Source organism: Limnohabitans sp. Rim8, from assembly GCF_945869175.1.
In the GTDB taxonomy this organism is placed as follows: Bacteria; Pseudomonadota; Gammaproteobacteria; order Burkholderiales; family Burkholderiaceae_C; genus Limnohabitans_A.
Map to the genome: position 1 here is coordinate 54,520 of NZ_CAMBNZ010000002.1, position 16,431 is coordinate 70,950.

16 protein-coding genes are annotated in these 16,431 nt (G+C 60.0%); 6 read left to right on the forward strand and 10 right to left on the reverse strand.

The window, feature by feature from the left end; all coding sequences use genetic code 11:
- Positions 1-74: 74 nt before the first annotated feature.
- Positions 75-1,052 (forward strand): tripartite tricarboxylate transporter substrate binding protein, encoded by a 978-nt coding sequence (locus Q0O19_RS00660; protein ID WP_295518938.1) that lies wholly within the window; start codon positions 75-77, stop codon positions 1,050-1,052.
- Between the two features lie 13 nt (positions 1,053-1,065).
- The gene (locus Q0O19_RS00665) at positions 1,066-1,596 is read left to right on the forward strand and encodes a carboxymuconolactone decarboxylase family protein (RefSeq protein ID WP_366939013.1); all 531 of its coding nucleotides are present in this window, start codon (positions 1,066-1,068) and stop codon (positions 1,594-1,596) included.
- Here Q0O19_RS00665 and Q0O19_RS00670 read toward each other — a convergent pair.
- The 8 genes from Q0O19_RS00670 to Q0O19_RS00705 form a co-directional block, all read right to left on the reverse strand.
- Entirely contained in the window at positions 1,586-2,539 is a 954-nt protein-coding gene (locus tag Q0O19_RS00670) for an NAD(P)-dependent oxidoreductase (protein WP_295518941.1), read from the reverse strand. The two genes, Q0O19_RS00665 and Q0O19_RS00670, sit on opposite strands and share 11 nt — an antisense overlap.
- Before the next feature lie 4 nt (positions 2,540-2,543).
- The gene (locus tag Q0O19_RS00675; RefSeq protein WP_295518943.1) at positions 2,544-2,969 is read right to left on the reverse strand and encodes a heme-binding protein; all 426 of its coding nucleotides are present in this window, start codon (positions 2,967-2,969) and stop codon (positions 2,544-2,546) included.
- 129 nt (positions 2,970-3,098) lie between these two features.
- On the reverse strand, positions 3,099-4,382 hold the full coding sequence (locus Q0O19_RS00680) for a malonyl-CoA decarboxylase (RefSeq protein ID WP_295518946.1): 1,284 nt from the start codon (positions 4,380-4,382) through the stop codon (positions 3,099-3,101).
- Positions 4,383-4,564: 182 nt separating this feature from the next.
- Positions 4,565-5,791, reverse strand: a complete 1,227-nt coding sequence (locus Q0O19_RS00685; RefSeq protein ID WP_295518949.1) for a benzoate/H(+) symporter BenE family transporter — start codon at positions 5,789-5,791, stop codon at positions 4,565-4,567.
- 152 nt (positions 5,792-5,943) lie between these two features.
- Positions 5,944-7,086: a BMP family ABC transporter substrate-binding protein gene (locus Q0O19_RS00690; RefSeq protein ID WP_295518952.1), complete on the reverse strand. Its 1,143-nt coding sequence runs from the start codon at positions 7,084-7,086 to the stop codon at positions 5,944-5,946.
- 43 nt (positions 7,087-7,129) lie between these two features.
- Positions 7,130-8,050 (reverse strand): ABC transporter permease, encoded by a 921-nt coding sequence (locus Q0O19_RS00695; protein WP_295518954.1) that lies wholly within the window; start codon positions 8,048-8,050, stop codon positions 7,130-7,132.
- Positions 8,050-9,123, reverse strand: coding sequence for an ABC transporter permease (locus Q0O19_RS00700; protein ID WP_295518956.1), 1,074 nt, complete (start codon positions 9,121-9,123; stop codon positions 8,050-8,052). The genes Q0O19_RS00695 and Q0O19_RS00700 overlap by 1 nt, the downstream gene beginning before the upstream one ends.
- Positions 9,110-10,651: an ABC transporter ATP-binding protein gene (locus Q0O19_RS00705; protein WP_295518964.1), complete on the reverse strand. Its 1,542-nt coding sequence runs from the start codon at positions 10,649-10,651 to the stop codon at positions 9,110-9,112. Before Q0O19_RS00705 ends, Q0O19_RS00700 begins: the two co-directional genes overlap by 14 nt.
- A 165-nt stretch (positions 10,652-10,816) precedes the next feature.
- On the opposite strand from Q0O19_RS00705, the gene guaD reads away from it, so the two are divergent.
- From guaD to Q0O19_RS00720, 3 genes are all read left to right on the forward strand, one after another.
- Complete coding sequence (guaD, locus tag Q0O19_RS00710; protein ID WP_295518969.1) at positions 10,817-12,169, forward strand: guanine deaminase; 1,353 nt, start codon at positions 10,817-10,819, stop codon at positions 12,167-12,169.
- Positions 12,166-12,408 (forward strand): oxidoreductase-like domain-containing protein, encoded by a 243-nt coding sequence (locus Q0O19_RS00715; RefSeq protein WP_295518973.1) that lies wholly within the window; start codon positions 12,166-12,168, stop codon positions 12,406-12,408. The genes guaD and Q0O19_RS00715 overlap by 4 nt, the downstream gene beginning before the upstream one ends.
- A gap of 63 nt (positions 12,409-12,471) precedes the next feature.
- Positions 12,472-12,954, forward strand: coding sequence for a hypothetical protein (locus Q0O19_RS00720; RefSeq protein ID WP_295518983.1), 483 nt, complete (start codon positions 12,472-12,474; stop codon positions 12,952-12,954).
- Positions 12,955-13,103: 149 nt separating this feature from the next.
- Here the strand turns inward: Q0O19_RS00720 and Q0O19_RS00725 are convergent, their stop codons facing one another.
- A complete protein-coding gene (locus tag Q0O19_RS00725; RefSeq protein WP_295518985.1) occupies positions 13,104-13,427 on the reverse strand; it encodes a thioredoxin family protein in 324 nt (107 codons plus the stop codon).
- Positions 13,424-14,356, reverse strand: a complete 933-nt coding sequence (locus Q0O19_RS00730; RefSeq protein WP_295518987.1) for a LysR family transcriptional regulator — start codon at positions 14,354-14,356, stop codon at positions 13,424-13,426. Before Q0O19_RS00730 ends, Q0O19_RS00725 begins: the two co-directional genes overlap by 4 nt.
- 96 nt (positions 14,357-14,452) lie before the next feature.
- Here Q0O19_RS00730 and Q0O19_RS00735 point away from each other — a divergent pair.
- A partial coding sequence (locus Q0O19_RS00735; protein WP_295518990.1) for an indolepyruvate ferredoxin oxidoreductase subunit alpha occupies positions 14,453-16,431 on the forward strand: 1,979 nt, incomplete at its 3' end.

Genomic DNA, 16,431 nt, shown 5'->3' on the forward strand with positions numbered 1-16,431 from the left:
CGCCAAGAGTACAGGTCTGATCCGGCTTTGTGCAAGGATAAGCCATCGCATTGTTATACCGCATTGGAGTGAACATGATTTCCATCACCAAAGCCCTGCTGGGGCTGATGGGCAGCCTGGCCCTAACCTTGTCTCAACCTGTCATGGCGCAAGCCTTCCCCAACAAGCCCATCCGGATCATCGTGCCCTTTCCCCCCGGGGGTGGCAATGATGTCATTGCACGCGTGGTTGCGCAAAAACTCAACGACCGACTGGGTCAGCAAGTCGTCGTGGACAACCGCGCAGGGGCCAACGGCATTGTGGGTCTGCAAGCGCTGATGCAAGCGGCGCCAGACGGTTACACCTTGGCCGTTGCAGCAGCAGGGCCCATGGCCGTGAACCCCAGCCTTTACGACAAACTGCCCTACGACCCGCTGAAGGATTTTTCACCCATCACCAACATGGTCAACTTTCCACTGTTGCTGGTCACGCACCCGTCCGTTCCAGCCAAAACAACGCTGGAGTTGATCAATCTGGCCAAATCCAAACCCAAACAGTTGTTTTTTGCATCCCCCGGAAGCGGCAATTCAGGCCACTTGGCGGGCGAGTTGTTCAACGCCATGGCCAACGTGCAAACAGTGCATGTGCCCTACAAAGGACAAGGCCCGGCCTTGACCGATTTGCTGGCAGGACAAGTCCAGATGCTTTACAGCAGCATCCCGTCCGTGATCAACCAGGTGAAGACTGGTCAGCTCAAAGCGATTGCAGTGGGCAGCGCCAAACGTGTGCCGTCTCTGGCCGACATCCCCACGATTTCAGAAAGCGGCTTGCCCGGCTATGAGGCCTATTCGTGGGTCGGTATCGTGGCCCCCGCCAAAACGCCCAAAGACATTGTGGCGCGGTTGAATCGTGAAATTGTGGACATTCTCAAACTGCCCGATGTGGCCGAAAAATTGAACCAGCAAGGCGCCTTGCCTGTGGGGGACACACCTGAGCAATTTGCCACCTACATCAAAGACGAGATGGTCAAATGGGGCGCCGTCGTGCGCTCGGCCAACATCAAAGCAGATTGAAAGAAAAACCAAGATGAAAGCTATTACGACCAAGAAGTCCGGCCCTCCAGCCCGATCCGAGGGCTACCAAGCAGGCTTGGCCATGCGCAAAAAGGTGCTGGGGGATGACTATGTCGAGCGCTCATTTGCCAACGCCGATGACCTGAACATGCCTTTTCAGGAACTGGCCACCGAGTTCGCTTGGGGCAAAGTGTGGACTCGACCTGGATTGACCCTGAAAGAGCGCAGTTTGGCCACTTTGTCCATGTGCATCGCCTTGAACCGACCTGCAGAAATCAAGATTCACCTGCGGGGTGCTGTGCGCAACGGCGTGTCGCGGGAAGAGTTGAGGGAACTGATTTTGCACTCCTTCCTGTACTGCGGCGGTCCCGCGGCTTTGGACGCCTACAAGGCTGTTCGCGATGAGTTGCCTCTGATCGAAGCAGCGGAAAAAGAGGCCCAGAAACTGGCTCGCCCGGCCAAGGTCAAAGTTGTCAAACGTCCTGTGAATACCCCCGTTAAAGCCAAAGCCAAATCATCAGCCAAAGCCAAGGTCAAGGCTTGAGCTGTTTCTTGCCACGGCCCTTGGCGGGCGCAATACCTGCCATGGCCGACAGGACCTCGGCAGTCGACGCCGTGTCTTCCATCGACAGCCCCAAGGCCATGGCGCTGGTGTAAATCGCTGCGCAAGTTGAAAACAGTGGCGTCGGACAATCCACCGACTTGGCCATGTCGCCAATCACCTGCATGTCCTTTTGCCAAACCTCGACCTTCATGGTCGCCGGGCTGTACTGGCGCGTCAGCATCATGGGCATGCGCAACCGCATGACACCGGTGCCCAACACGGGGCTGTTGCCAAAGAGGTCAAGAACGTCCTGGGGGTTGAGCCCCATTTTTCGCGCCAAAGTCACCGACTCTGCATAAGCCACGTTGTAAATGGCCACGAGATGGTTGGCGGCAAACTTCATTTTGGTGCCGTTGCCGTAAGGCCCCACAAAAGACACCTTGTCGGTGAAGACCTGCAACACGGGCAGGACCTTGCGGTAGGCCGTTTCCTTGCCGCTGACAAAAAACGTCCAGGCCCGCTCTTTGATGCGCACCGCCGTACCGCTGATGGGTGCGTCCAAGGTGGTGATGCCCAATCGGCTCAAGGCCTGGGCACATGCGTCTTTGTCCTCTATGGGCAAAGTACTGGTCTCGATGACGATGGGCTTGTGTTGCCATTGCCCCTTGGGCACTGCGGCGATCGATTCGGTGATTTGGGCCAACGCTTGCGAGGTGGACAAGGACACGATCACCACATCCGATCGACCGGCCACCTCCGCCGCACTCTTCAAACACAGGCCACCCGCACGCTGGAGGCGGGCCAGGGCCTTGGGCTCGATGTCCGAACCGCAAACCACATACCCTTGTTGCAGCAAAGCCTCGGCCATGGTGCCCCCCATGATGCCCAGCCCCACCAAGCCGACACGCGGCAAAACCGCCTTGCTTTTTCCACACGCGGCCATGGCTTTAACCGGCCACCAGGCCAGCGGCCTGAATGCCTGCGATGCAGATCAACTCGTCTTCGTCGCCAGTGCCACCACTGGCACCAGCAGCGCCCAGAATGAGGCCTTGCGCATCTTTGATGAGCACAGCCCCCGGTTGAGGCAAAAACTTGCCTTCGGCCGTCGCGGCCAAAGCCACGAAAAAGTTGGGATTGTCCTTGGCCCGTTCAGCCAATGCGCGGCTGGACGAGCCCATGCCCACAGCGCCCCAGGCTTTGCCCCGCGCAATGTCAAAGCGAAACATGCTGGCCCCGTCTTCACGCGCAAACGCGACCAATTGCCCGGAGGCATCCAAAACCACAATGCCCATGGGTTTGTAATGGGCCGCGCGAGCCGCCGCGATGGCACCTTGCAAAATAAGTGAGGCTTGGTTCAAGGACAGAGGGTTCACGTCAAATTTTCCGATAGAAATAAAAGATAGATTCAGACTATCAGAATCACATTCAAAGCCTGTCTTCTGCTTGACAAAGGCCCGAAGCAAACTGTCAGCGCGCCGCGCCTTCGGACACTGTGCGCCTTGTCAAACCAGCTTGTCCACGGCGCGTGAAAAACTGACCGTCTTTTGGCTGAAGGCCTCGTGCTGCTCCTCCACTTTGTCCAGCTCGTAAAGGTAATTGACCATCAGGCCGCCTGACTGTTGCAGCCCTTTTTTGGACAGGTCAGCGGCCCAATTGATCTGGTGCAGGGTCGCGCCATTGCTCAGGTGGAACTTGCCCACCGCATCGCCCCGGGCTTCGGGGGTCTTGTGCATCAGGTAAAGGGCGCACAGGCGCAAGATGGCGGTTTTTTCATCATCGGCACAGCGCTCGGGGTGCCAGCCGGTCTTCAGGCGATCGGCCCAGTTCATGCCACCCACCGACAGGGTTTTTTGGGCTTCATGCCATTTGCGGCGCTGCACCGCGCTGAGTTTATCTTCGGGCAAAGGCGCACCTGCGTCCAGCCATGCACTCCAACCGGGAATGGGTGACAAGGTGCAAAAGGTTTTCAGGAAGGGCATCTCCTCAATCAATTTTTGCGCCACACGCTTGATCAAAAAGTTGCCCAAGGACACGCCTTTGAGGCCGGGTTGGCAATTGCTGATGGAGTAAAAAATAGCGGCCTTGAAACTTTTGGGTTCGCCCACCGGGGTCTGTTTGTTGATCAGCCCCGCAATGTCTTTGGCGATGCCGGGCACCAAGGCCACCTCGACAAAAATCAAGGGTTCACCCGGCAGTTGTGGATGGAAGAATGCAAAACAGCGGCGGTCCGGTTGCAAGCGGCGGCGCAAGTCGTCCCAGCCATCGATGGCATGCACCGACTCGTGCTCAATGATTTTCTCAAGTAACTGGGCTGGCGAGTTCCAGGTGATTTGGTGCAACTCCAAAAAGCCGGGGTTGAACCATGAGCTGAGCAGGTGGTGCATGTCGGCATCTGTGGCCGCAAAAGCCGGGTGCTCTTTCAGATAGGTCAGCAAGGTCTGACGCATCTTCAAAATGATCGAGGTGCCCGCAGGCGCTCGGTTCACGCGCCGCAGCAGCTCTTGACGGGGTGGCTCGACGGTCTGGCACAAATGAATCAGGCTGGCCTCGTTGCGTTCAGCGTTGTATTTGTTAGCGGCATCCAGAACCATGGCCGGGTCCGGGTTGAACTGGCTGGACAGGAAATGGAAAAATTCGATCTGGCTGCGCTTGTCCAGGTGCTCGTAGTGGTCGATCAGTTTCACGGCCATGCTCTGCGCATTGGCCTCTCCCCGAGCACTCAGCAGCTTTTTGGCACTCAGTTTGGCCGCATCGAGTTGCTTGTTTTGAATGAAGCGTTCCAGCATAGGACTTATGGTGTCTCGGTATTTGGCTTGATTTGATTCCGTTAGAAATCACTCTCACAGCTTACACCTTACGCTGCATCAACGGCCTATTTTTGACGCCGAAGCACACAGATGACGTCAAATACCGACAGTAGAGCCATTTTTGTATTTAGCATATGCACATGGTGTACATCCCAAGATCTTCAACGGCTCTGAAAATCGGCGCGCTCCATCCACCACGACACCGCGAACCCGGCCACCAAGCCCCAGAAAGCTGCACCGATGTTGAACAAGCCGATGTCGGCCACCGTGACCAGCAAACTGACCAAGGCGCCCAAGGAAAATCGGCCCGCCCCAAATGAAGCCACAAACGCGCCCTGCAAAACGCGCAACATGGCCAGACCGCCCAGCACCATGATGAACTCTTTGGGTGCGGCCAACATCAAACCGGTGAAGGTGGGCGCCATGAGGCCAAACAACAAGGCCAGCACGCCGAACATCAAGGCCCCTGTGTAATGGCGAGGCTTGTCCCCTGAGGACGTGAGCAGGCCGTTGGTCGGCCCCGTCAGGCAGGTGCTGACGGCCCCAAACACGGCGCTGAGGGCTGCGCCCAAACCACAGGCCACAGCGATCATGTTGACCGGTGGCTCGTGTCCAGCGTTTTTAAGCACGGCGACACCCTGCCCGTTTTGCACCACCAAGACCGTGATGGCCAAGGGAACCACCAGTTCCAACAACGCCGCCAAGGACCAAGCGGGCGTTTGAATGACCGGTTGTGCCAAAGTCAAGTGCCCCACGGCCGAAGCGTCGAGTCGGCCCGACAGCGCCACGGCCAAAGCCCCCACCAACAACGCCCCGATAACAGGCGGCAGGCGCTTGCCCCAATCGGCCCGCGCCGACAACAACAAGAACACGGCCACCATCGGCGCTGCGATGGCCGCATCGCTTTGCAGTGCCCGGACGATGTCCAGGCCAAATCGCAAGAACACCCCAGCCACCATGCCCATGACGATGGGCATGGGCAGTGCCGCCATGACCCGCTTGACCCAGCCGCTCAGGCCCAGCAACAAGACCAAGGCACTGGTCACATAAAAAGCACCAATCACCTCGGGAAAAGTCAGGTGCTGCAAAGCAGGCCCCACCAGCACGGTGCCGGGAATCGTCCAACCAAACGCCAGCGGCGTGGTGTAGCGCCAGCTCATGAGCAAGCTGACCAAGCCATTGACAAAGAACACCCCAAACACCCAGGACGCCAGTTCTTGGGGTGACAAACCGCCACGCGTGCCCACCGACAAGATCACCGCCACGGGACCTGTGGCTGCAAAAATGAAGCCAATCAGCGCGTTGGCCGCATAGGTGCTGCCAAAGTCAACGCGAATTTGTCGCCAGCCCTTGGGGGTTGCGCTAGAGGTTTCCAGATGGTTGAACACAACTTGGCCTTTGAAAGGTGCGAGACAGCGTCCAGCGTATCAAATCGGCGCAGTTTAGCCGTCGCCAAGGGGCCAAGCGCGCATGAAAAAACCGCCTGACTGGCGCCAGGCGGTTCTGGTTTTCGGCCCACGGCCGGCATGGACCCGAGGGTTTATTTGCCGCCAGGAATCTTGCCTTCCACGCCCTTGACATAGAACATCACACCACCCAGGAACTTGTCGTCGGCCACCGCATCTTTGGCCAGCATCACTTTACCGGCCTGGTCCACGATCGGGCCTTTCCAGATGGCGAAGCTGCCGTCTTTCAGACCGGCTTTGATCTCATCGACCTTCTTTTTGGTGTCTTCTGGCACGTCAGCGGCCACATTGACCATGTCGATCGCACCTTCTTTCACGCCCCACCAGCTTTGGCCAGTGCTCCACTTGCCTTCCAGGGCTTCACCCACGGCCTTGACGTAGTAAGGGCCCCAGTTGATCACGGCCGAACCCAAGTGGGCCTTGGGACCGTAGGCGGTCATGTCGGAGTCCCAGCCGAAGGCACGCTTGCCCAATTTTTCGGCGGTCTGCAACACGGCCGAAGAATCGGTGTTTTGCATCAACACGTCCGCACCACCATTGATCAGCGATGTCGCGGCTTCGGTTTCTTTCGGTGGGTTGAACCACTCGTTGACCCACACCACTTTGGTCTTGACCTTGGGGTTGACCGACTGGGCGCCCATGGTGTAGCTGTTGATGTTGCGAATCACCTCGGGGATTGGGATGGAAGCCACCACGCCCAAGACGTTGGTTTTGGTCATCTTGCCCGCGATCACACCGGCCATGTACGCGCCTTCGTAGGTGCGGCTGTCGTAAGTGCGCATGTTTTCGGCGGTTTTGTAGCCCGTGGCGTGCTCAAACTTCGCGTCTTTGATGTCTGCAGCCACTTTGAGCATGGGCTCCATGTAACCGAAAGTGGTGCCAAAAATCAATTTATTGCCTTGGGCGGCCATGTCGCGGATCACGCGCTCCGCATCGGCGCTTTCTGGCACTTTTTCAACAAAACTGGTGACCACTTTGTCGCCATACGCTTTTTCGACTTCCTTGCGGCCGTTGTCGTGTGCAAAGGTCCAACCGCCGTCGCCCACCGGGCCGACATAAGCAAACGCCACCTTCAGAGGCTCGGGCTTGGCGGGCGCAGCAGCAGGAGCCTCGGCCTTGGGCGCTTCTTCTTTTTTGCCACAGCCCACCAATGCGGCGGCAGCCACAGCGCTCAGGGCCACCATCTTGACGAGGGTGCGCTTGGAAATGTCTGTCATGTCAGGTCCTTTGGAACAGGTTTACAGGGTTAGAAAAACACGATTATGAACCGGGATAAAACGGCTTGCCCAAGGATGCGGGCATGTTCACACGTATCCAGGTCGGGTTGCGCGAGATCATCGCCAGCACCACGATGGTGGCGATATAGGGCAGCGCCGTGAGCATCTGGCTGGGCACCTCAACGCCCATGCCTTGCAAATGGAACTGCAGCATCGTCACGCCACCGAACAGGTAAGCACCCAGCAAAACCCGTGCCGGACGCCAAGTGGCAAAAGTGGTCAGCGCCAAAGCAATCCAGCCCTTGCCCGCCACCATGCCCTCGACCCACAAAGGCGTGTAGCTCACCGAGATGTACGCCCCGGCCAGCCCGCACAAAGCGCCACCGGCCACCACGGCCGCCAAGCGAATGCGCCGAACGGGATAGCCCAAAGCATGGGCCGAGGCGGGAGATTCCCCCACCGCCCTCAGCACCAAACCGGTGCGGCTTTTGTACAAGAACCAAACGAGTGCGACCACCAAGAGCATCGCACCATAAACCAGCGGGTGCTGCTTGAACAAGGCAGGCCCCAGGAGCGGGATATCGGCCAAGCCAGGGATGGCGTAATGCGGCCGATCCGGCAACTTTTCTTGCACGTAAGCGATGCCCACAAAAGCCGAAAACCCGACCCCAAACAAGCTCAGAGCCAACCCCGTCGCATATTGGTTGGTGCCCAGCCAGATCACCAGCACCCCGAAAATGGCGGCCAACAAAGCGCCTGCGCCCATGCCCGCCGCAAAACCCAGCCAGTCGTTGCCGGTGTGCACCACGCAGGCAAAGCCTGCTATGGCGGCACACAGCATCATGCCCTCGGCGCCCAAATTGACCACGCCGGCTTTTTCATTGATGAGCAAACCCAAAGCGGCCAGCGCCAGCACGGTGCCCGCGTTCAAGGTGGCTGCGATCAGCAAGGCATAAGACTCCATCACACGCTCCCCGTCTTTTGGGCCACCCAGCGCAGGCGGTAGGCCACCAAAGTGTCACACGCCAACAGGCAAAACAACAACAAGCCCTGAAACACACCCGTGATCGATTTGGGCAGGCCCAGGCGCGATTGCGCCAACTCGCCCCCAATGTAGAACATGCTCATGAGCACCGCCGACAGCACCATGCCCGCCGGGTGCAAACGCCCGACAAAGGCCACGATGATCGCGGCAAAACCATAACCTGCAGGCACATAAGGCGTGAGCTGGCCAATGGGCCCGGCCACCTCCAAAGCGCCAGCCAGGCCTGCCGCTCCACCTGAAGTCAGCAAAGCCACCCACAAGGCATTGCGCGAAGAAAAACCTGCGTACCGCGCCGCATCTGGCGCCAATCCGCCCACCTGCTGGGCAAAGCCGGCCCGCGTGCGGAACAAAAATACCCACAACAAGCCTGCCCCCACCAAACCCAGCAGCAAGCCCACACTCACGCGCGAACCCGTCATCAAGCGGGGGATTTGCGTCACCGCCTCAAACGTTTTGGACTGCGGAAAATTGAACCCCGCCGGGTCCTTCCAAGGCCCATAGACCAAGTAGCTCAGCACCATGTCGGCCACATAAACCAGCATCAGGCTGACCAGAATTTCGCTGGCGTTGAAACGGTCCCGCAGCAGGGCCGTGATGCCCGCCCACAACATGCCGCCCAAGACGCCCGCCAAGAGCACGGCCAACACGATCCAACGGCCGGTGTCTTTGTCGGCCAACAAGGCCACACCGCCAGCGCACACCGCACCGATGACAAATTGCCCCTCGGCCCCAATGTTCCAGACGTTGGAGCGAAAGCACACCGACAAACCCAGCGCGATCACCAAAAGCGGTGTGGCCTTGACCATCAACTCACCCAGGGCATACGTGGTTTTGAGCGGTTCCCAAAAAAACATTTGCAAACCGCGCACGGGGTCTTTGCCCAGCGCCATGAACAGCGCCACGCCCAAAAGCACCGTGAGCACGAGCGCCAGCAAAGGAGAAGCGTATGTCCACAAGCGTGAGGCCTGGGCACGGGGTTCAAGCCGCAGCATGCTGGACTCCTTCTTTGGCTAAAGGCCAAAGGCCACTCATCCACTCGCCAATCTTCGGTGCGGTGGCCTCGGCCCGCGCCACCGAAGGCGACAAACGCCCTTTGGCGATCACATGGATGCGGTCAGACAGCTCAAACAACTCTTCCAACTCCTCGCTCACCACCAAGACCGCGCAACCCGCATCGCGCAGCGCCAAAATCTCGGCGCGAATCTGCGCGGCAGCGCCCACGTCCACGCCCCAGGTGGGTTGCGAGACGATCAAGAGTTTCGGGGCCGCGCTGATTTCGCGCCCCACAATGAATTTTTGCAAATTGCCACCCGACAAAGACTGCGCAGGGGCCTGCGGCCCAGCCGCCTTGACCTTGAAGCGTTCGATGATGCTGCGGGCCTGATCGGCCAACACGCCCATGCGCACCCAGCCGCTCGAACCCACCGCCTCGCTGCGTGTGAGCAACAGGTTTTGCGACAAGCTCAGCGAGGGCACTGCGCCCAGCCCCAAACGCTCTTCGGGCACAAAGTGCAGCCCCATTTGCCGGCGTGGAACAGGCCCCAAGCCCGCCACCGCCTGCCCCAACAAACCCACACTGGCGGGTCCACAAAGCGGTCCTGCCCGGGTGTCTTCACCCGACAAAGCCCACATCAATTCTCTCTGGCCGTTGCCCGATACCCCGGCCAAGCCCACCACCTCGCTAGCCCGCACCTGCAGCTCGATGCCGTCCAGGTCGACGCCAAAGGGGTCCTGCCGGGGCAGGCTCAAGCCTTTGACCGACAAGACCACGGCTCCGGGGTCCCGCGCCACATGTTGCAAAGCCGGCGGCTCGGCACCAATCATCAGTCGACTCAAGCTGGCGTTCGACTCTTCACGCGGATCGCACGCGCCTGTGACCCTGCCGCCGCGCAGCACGGTGCAGGCACTGCACAGCGCACGAATTTCGTGCAGTTTGTGCGAGATGTACAAAATGCTGCAGCCTTGGCTGACCAGTTTGTGCAGCACCGCAAACAATTTCTCGACCGCCTGCGGCGTCAACACCGAAGTGGGCTCGTCCAGAATCAAGAGCTTGGGCTCGGTCAGCAAGGCGCGAATGATCTCCACCCGCTGCATCTCGCCCACGCTCAGGCTGTGCACGGGGCGCTCGGGCTCCAGGTCCAGACCGTATTCGCTGGCCTTGGCCACAATGCGCTGGGTGACTTCGGCCAGACTCAAGGTTTTGTCTAAGCCCAACCAAACGTTTTCGGCCACCGTCAGCGTGTCAAACAAGCTGAAGTGCTGAAACACCATGCTGATGCCCAGCTTGCGCGCTTCTTGCGGGTTGCGGATCTGCACCGGCTGACCATTGAACACCACCTGACCCTCATCGGGCTTGACCGAGCCATAGATGATTTTCATCAAAGTCGATTTGCCCGCGCCGTTTTCACCCAGCACGGCATGGGCCTGCCCAGGCATCACGGTCAGGGACACGTCTTGGTTGGCCACCACGCCGGGGTAGCGTTTGGTGATGCCTTGCAAAGACAAGAGTGGAGTGGTCATGCCTGAGGGTAAATGGGAAATTCAAATAAGTCACTTGCAATGTCCGTGCCTAAAGCGCTGGCCCGGGCTGTGCATGAAAGAGATTGCCGCACAATGTACCACCGGGCCACGCCCCACTGACCCCGTGTTTGCCCCCGATCTTTTACCGCTTGAGGCCCCCTGCGCATGCTTCCTGTCAAGACATTGACCGATCTCAAAGGCTGGCGTGCTGGCCTGCTGTGGTTCCCCCAAGCCCAGCAGCCCCAAGCCCGCCACGCGTCAGATGGTTTGTTGGTCACCGCCCGAGAAGCCGACGGGGTGGTCCGCATTCAGGCCATCGGCCCATTTCGAGAATTGGCTCCGCACTACCCCGACCTGCCCATCACCCACTGGCCTGGGCTGTGCATCGCGCCCGGCTTTGTCGATTTGCACATCCACTACCCGCAAACCGATGTGATCGGCTCGCCCGCCGAGGGGCTGCTGCCCTGGCTGGAGCACTACACCTTTCCGCACGAAAAACAGTTTACCGACCCGGCTTACGCGCACGAGGTGACCAGCTTCTTCCTGGACGAGCTGATGCGCCACGGCGTGACCACGGCCCTGTGCTTTGCCACCGTCCACCCCGAATCGGTCGACGCCTTCATGGCCGAAGCGCAAAAACGCCATTTGCGCATGGTCACCGGCAAAGTGCTGCAAGACCGCCACAGCCCCGACGGCCTGCGCGACACCGATACCGACTTGAGCCTGCGCCAGACCGAAGAGCTGATCCAACGCTGGCACGGCGTGGACCGCCTGGGCTACGCCATCACACCCCGCTTTGCACCCACCAGCAGCAACGCGCAACTGCATGGCGCAGGCGAGATCGCGCAGCAGTTCCCCGACGTGTGGATTCAGTCACACGTAGCCGAAAACCTGGATGAAATCCGCTGGGTCCAAGAACTTTTCCCGGAGGCACGCAGTTATCTGGACGTGTATGACCGCGCAGCCCTGCTGCGCCAGCGGTCGGTGTACGCGCACTGCATTCACCTGGACGAAGCCGACCGACAGCGCATGAGCGAAGTGGGTGCCGCAGCGGCCATCAGCCCCACCAGCAACCTGTTTTTGGGCAGCGGCTTTTTCGACTACGCCGCTTCGGATGCAGCCGCTTTGAAATACGGCCTGGCCAGCGATGTGGGCGGCGGCACCAGCTTCAGCCCGTTTCACACCATGCACGCGGCCTACACCGTTGCAAGGCAAAGCGCAGGTCGACCCGGCATCAGCCTCGCACCGGAACACCTGTGGTGGCAACACACCGCAGGCGCTGCCGCTGCGCTGGATCTGGCGGGCACAGTGGGCAACCTGCTGCCCGGCTGCGAAGCCGACTTTGTGGTGCTCAACCCCCAGGCCACACCCTTGCTGGCGCGCCGCACCGCACAAACCGAGACCCTGGCCGAATGGCTTTTCGCCATGATCGTGCTGGGGGACGAGCGCTTGATAGCATGCACGGTGGTACAGGGCCACATCGCTTGGGCAGCGGGGATATCAGACAATCGGGCATGAACTGCGAGAACGAACACCCCATCGTCGACCCCAACCAAGCCCAACGCGCCTCAGTGCGCCGGGGCATTGCACAATTCACAGAACGCCTGCAGGCGGCTGGCCATGACTTTCGCGAGCCGCCCCCCGAGCCCACCTCGTGCTGCGGGCGCGGTTGCAACGGCTGTGTGTGGGAAAGCTACGATGCGGCGCTCATGTTTTGGTACGAAGACGGCGCCGCCTTATTGTCTGGCCAAGCCTGAGGTCCAGACAACGGCCCCCCTTTGCCCCATGTTGACACTGAATCATCCTTGCATCACCAGCCCATGAGCGCCCCCCACATGGCTCGAAAAGTCCTGATCATTTACGGCGCACTCATGCTTTTGACTCTGGGCTTGACGTACCTGGTTTCGCTGGGCGATACCCGCACTTTGAGAGAGGTGGGTATTTGGGTCAAACCCATGAAGTTCATGGCCGCCACGGTGCTTTTTGCATGGACCACCGTGTGGCTGGCCCAGCTTTGTGCACCACCGGTCAGCCAGAGCCAACCGTTCGCCTGGATCGCAGCGCTGTTGATCTTGACCTCTCTTTTTGAGGTCACATACATCACGTACCAAGCCGCCTTGGGAGCCGGATCTCACTACAACAACAGCGACCCCCTGCACGCCTTCATGTTTGGCCTGATGGGCTTGGCGGCCGTGGGTCTGACCGCCACACAAGGCTGGCTGGCATGGGTGATCTGGAAAACCCACGGACCTCAACCGATGTCTTTGCTGACCTTGGGGGTGGTGACCGGCTTGAGCACTTGAAGACCAGCCAATGGCTTTGCGGGTGAAAAAATCTTTCTCGGGCGCCAGCGTCAGCGCATGCGAAACAAACGCGCCTGGCCGGTGTGCCCGCGCCAAACCAGTTGATGCAATTCGGTCCCCGTCAGCCAAGACGCCTGATGCGGCACAGCTCAGACCGTCAAAGCGTCCAACACGTTCTGGACGGCGGTGGGGCGCACCACCCTGGCCACCTCTTGGCCGTCGCGCAACACCAGCAATGTGGGCCAGAGCTTGATGCGGTAACTGCGGCCCAGCGCTCGGCCCGGTCCGTCTTCGACCTTGAGGTGTTGCCACTGCGGATGCTGTGCCAGGGCCTGCGCCACGGCAGGCTGGGCGGCGCGGCAGTGTCCGCACCAGTCGGTGCCAAATTCAAGCAAAGTCAGGCCACTCAGGGCGTCCACGTCGGCGCGGCTGGGGGCTTCGGTTTCGCTGAGGTAGGGTGGGATTGAACTCATGATGGCGATGAATCGAACAGGCGTGACACCGTAGCACGAAACCACTGCGAGCAGGGGTCTTTGGCAAAACGCTGACTCCAGTGCATCGAGACCACAAATTCGCGCAGAGGCAACTCGGGCTCGATGATGTCAAGCGAGCCCTGCACTGCAAAACTCAAGGCAAAGTTGCGGGGCATCAGCACGGCCAAGTCGCTGCTGCGCACAATCGCAGGCAAAGACAGGAAATGGCTCACCGTCAAACGCAGGCGGTGCTGCCATCGCATCAACTCCAAAATGCGCAAAGTGTCCGCATGGGTTCTCACGGCGGCGAACTCCAGCTCGGCCAGCACCGCTTGCAGGGCTTCGGGCGAAGCGTCTGGAACGGGCTTCAACCGGCGCCAGCGCTCAACCATCGGGTGCCCTTTGCGCAAGAGCAGCACATACCGATCACTCAGCAAAGGCTGCTGCAGGGTGTCGGTCACTTCGGGCAAAAAACCAATGGCCAAGTCCAACTGCCCATTGTCCAACGCTGCACCGATCTTGTCGTGCGGCATGGGCACGGCTTCAAGCCGCATGCCCGGCGCTTGGCGCTGCAAAGCCAGCACCAACTCTGGCAAAAACCTGGCCTCGCCAATGTCACTCAGATGCACCCGCAAAACCCGCCCCGAGCGCTGGGGGTCAAACACCTGCGATGCGTTCAAGGCTTCTTCGATCGTGCCCAGCGCCAGTTGCACCGATTGGGCCAGGCGGTCTGCACGCGGCGTGGGCCTGACCCCAGCGCCATGGCGCTCAAACAGCGCATCGCCCAACACGGTCCGCAAGCGCCCCAGCCCCTGGCTGGCCGCTGGTTGCGACATGCCCAGCTGTTGCGCGGCCAAGCTCACGCTGCGCGTGCGCCACACCGCGTCAAACAGGCGCAGCAAATTCAGGTCCAGGTCTTTGATATTCATTCAACGCATACTGTTTATTCATATTATTTTATGCACTTATCCATAAGATGCCCATGAGCCCGTTGAAAACAGGTGCAACCACACAAGGAGCGTACTTTGGAAGTTTCATTTCACGAAGAAATCAAAGCCCTGCGCATGGGCGCGGGCGATGTCTTCCATGGCGAGGGCATCCTGGCCATCACCAAGGGCTTGCTCCAATCGGGCGTGAGCTATGTGGGCGGTTACCAGGGCGCGCCGGTCTCGCACCTGCTCGATGTCATGGTGCAGGCCAAGCCCTATATGGACGAGTTGGGCGTGCATGTGGAAGCCTGCTCGAATGAAGCCTCGGCTGCCGCCATGCTGGGCGCATCCATCCATTACCCGATTCGCGGGGCCGTCACCTGGAAGTCGATTGTGGGCACCAATGTGGCGGCCGATGCGCTGTCGAATTTGTCCTCGCCCGGGGTGACCGGGGGCGTGCTGATCGTGGTGGGCGAAGACTATGGCGAAGGCGCCAGCGTGATCCAGGAGCGCACACACGCCTACGCCCTCAAGTCGGGTATGTGCCTGCTCGACCCGCGCCCCGAACTGGGCCAGATGGTCAACATGGTGGAGCACGGTTTCAGGTTGTCCGAAGCGTCCAACATGCCGGTGATGATGGAGCTGCGCATCCGCGCCTGCCATGTGCGCGGCCAGTTTGTAGCCAAGGACAACCAAGCGCCCAAGCTGTCCAAAAAACACCTCATCGACGAACCCGCCGGTTTCAACTACATGCGACTGGCACACCCGCCTGTGACCTTTGCGCAGGAAAAACGCAAAGTCGAGCACCGCTTACCCGCCGCACGCCAGTACATTGCCGAAAACAGACTCAATGAACACTTTGAAGGGGCCCAGCACCGGCACCTGGGCCTGATCGTTCAAGGCGGTCTGTACAACACGCTGGTCCGCGCCCTTCAGCAATTCGATCTGGCCGATGCCTTTGGCGCGACCAGCCTGTCGGTGCTGGTGCTGAACGTGACCTACCCGCTGGTGCCCGATGAATTGGTGAACTTTTGCAAAGACAAGTCGGCCGTGCTGCTGCTCGAAGAAGGGCAGCCCGAATACATCGAGCAAGAACTCGCCTTGATGCTGCGCCGCCTGGACCTGCAAACTCCGCTGCACGGCAAAGACATGCTGCCGTCTGGCGGCGAGTACACCGCCGAAGTCATGGCCCAGGGCCTGCTGAAGTTTCTGGACCGCCACCTCGTGGAGGCGGTTCCTGAAGCCACCCGGCAATGGCTGGCCACGAATGGTGAACGCCGACAGCAAGTGCAAACTCTTTTGGGCAGCCCCTTGCCTGCGCGGCCACCGAGCATGTGCATTGGCTGCCCCGAGCGGCCCGTCTTCTCCGCACTCAAATTGGCTCAACTTGACGTGGGGCCGGTGCACATTGCGGGCGACATTGGTTGCCACGCACTGGCCACCTTCGAGCCGTTTTCCTTTGGTCACTCCATCTTGGGCTATGGCATGAGCCTGGCCAGCCGGGCGGGCGTGTCGCCCCTCATGAAGCGGCGGGTGCTGTCGGTCATGGGCGACGGGGGCTTTTGGCACAACGGCTTGCTCACCGGCGTGCAAAGTGCGTTGTTCAATGGCGACGACGCGGTGCTGCTGATCTTCAAGAACGGCTACACCTCGGCCACCGGCACGCAGGACATCATCAACACCCCCACCGACATCGCCAAGGAACTGGCGGGCGATAAGCGCCAAAGCATGGTGCACACCAACCAAACCATCGAGTCCACGCTCAAAGGCTTGGGTGTGAAGTGGCTGCGCACGGTGCACACTTATGAAGTGAGCCACATGCAGGCCACCCTCACCGAAGCCTTCACCACCGAATTCCAAGGCCTGAAAGTGATCGTGGCCGAAGGCGAATGCCAGCTCGAACGCCAACGCCGCATCAAACCTTGGCTGGCCTCGCTGCTGTCCAAAGGCGAGCGGGTCGAGCGCGTGAAATACGGCGTGGACGAAGACGTGTGCAACGGCGACCACGCCTGCATCCGCCTGTCGGGTTGCCCTACCCTCACGCTCAAGGACAACCCCGACCCGCTGAAGGTGGA

What these genes read in the sequence shown, in the direction of transcription:
- Q0O19_RS00660 (WP_295518938.1), top strand. Translation starts at nt 75, where the DNA reads ATGATTTCCATCACCAAAGCCCTGCTGGGGCTGATGGGCAGCCTGGCC.
- Q0O19_RS00665 (WP_366939013.1), top strand. Translation starts at nt 1,066, where the DNA reads ATGAAAGCTATTACGACCAAGAAGTCCGGCCCTCCAGCCCGATCCGAG.
- Q0O19_RS00670 (WP_295518941.1), bottom strand. Translation starts at nt 2,539, where the DNA reads ATGGCCGCGTGTGGAAAAAGCAAGGCGGTTTTGCCGCGTGTCGGCTTG.
- Q0O19_RS00680 (WP_295518946.1), bottom strand. Translation starts at nt 4,382, where the DNA reads ATGCTGGAACGCTTCATTCAAAACAAGCAACTCGATGCGGCCAAACTG.
- Q0O19_RS00690 (WP_295518952.1), bottom strand. Translation starts at nt 7,086, where the DNA reads ATGACAGACATTTCCAAGCGCACCCTCGTCAAGATGGTGGCCCTGAGC.
- Q0O19_RS00695 (WP_295518954.1), bottom strand. Translation starts at nt 8,050, where the DNA reads ATGGAGTCTTATGCCTTGCTGATCGCAGCCACCTTGAACGCGGGCACC.
- Q0O19_RS00700 (WP_295518956.1), bottom strand. Translation starts at nt 9,123, where the DNA reads ATGCTGCGGCTTGAACCCCGTGCCCAGGCCTCACGCTTGTGGACATAC.
- Q0O19_RS00705 (WP_295518964.1), bottom strand. Translation starts at nt 10,651, where the DNA reads ATGACCACTCCACTCTTGTCTTTGCAAGGCATCACCAAACGCTACCCC.
- guaD (WP_295518969.1), top strand. Translation starts at nt 10,817, where the DNA reads ATGCTTCCTGTCAAGACATTGACCGATCTCAAAGGCTGGCGTGCTGGC.
- Q0O19_RS00715 (WP_295518973.1), top strand. Translation starts at nt 12,166, where the DNA reads ATGAACTGCGAGAACGAACACCCCATCGTCGACCCCAACCAAGCCCAA.
- Q0O19_RS00720 (WP_295518983.1), top strand. Translation starts at nt 12,472, where the DNA reads ATGAGCGCCCCCCACATGGCTCGAAAAGTCCTGATCATTTACGGCGCA.
- Q0O19_RS00725 (WP_295518985.1), bottom strand. Translation starts at nt 13,427, where the DNA reads ATGAGTTCAATCCCACCCTACCTCAGCGAAACCGAAGCCCCCAGCCGC.
- Q0O19_RS00730 (WP_295518987.1), bottom strand. Translation starts at nt 14,356, where the DNA reads ATGAATATCAAAGACCTGGACCTGAATTTGCTGCGCCTGTTTGACGCG.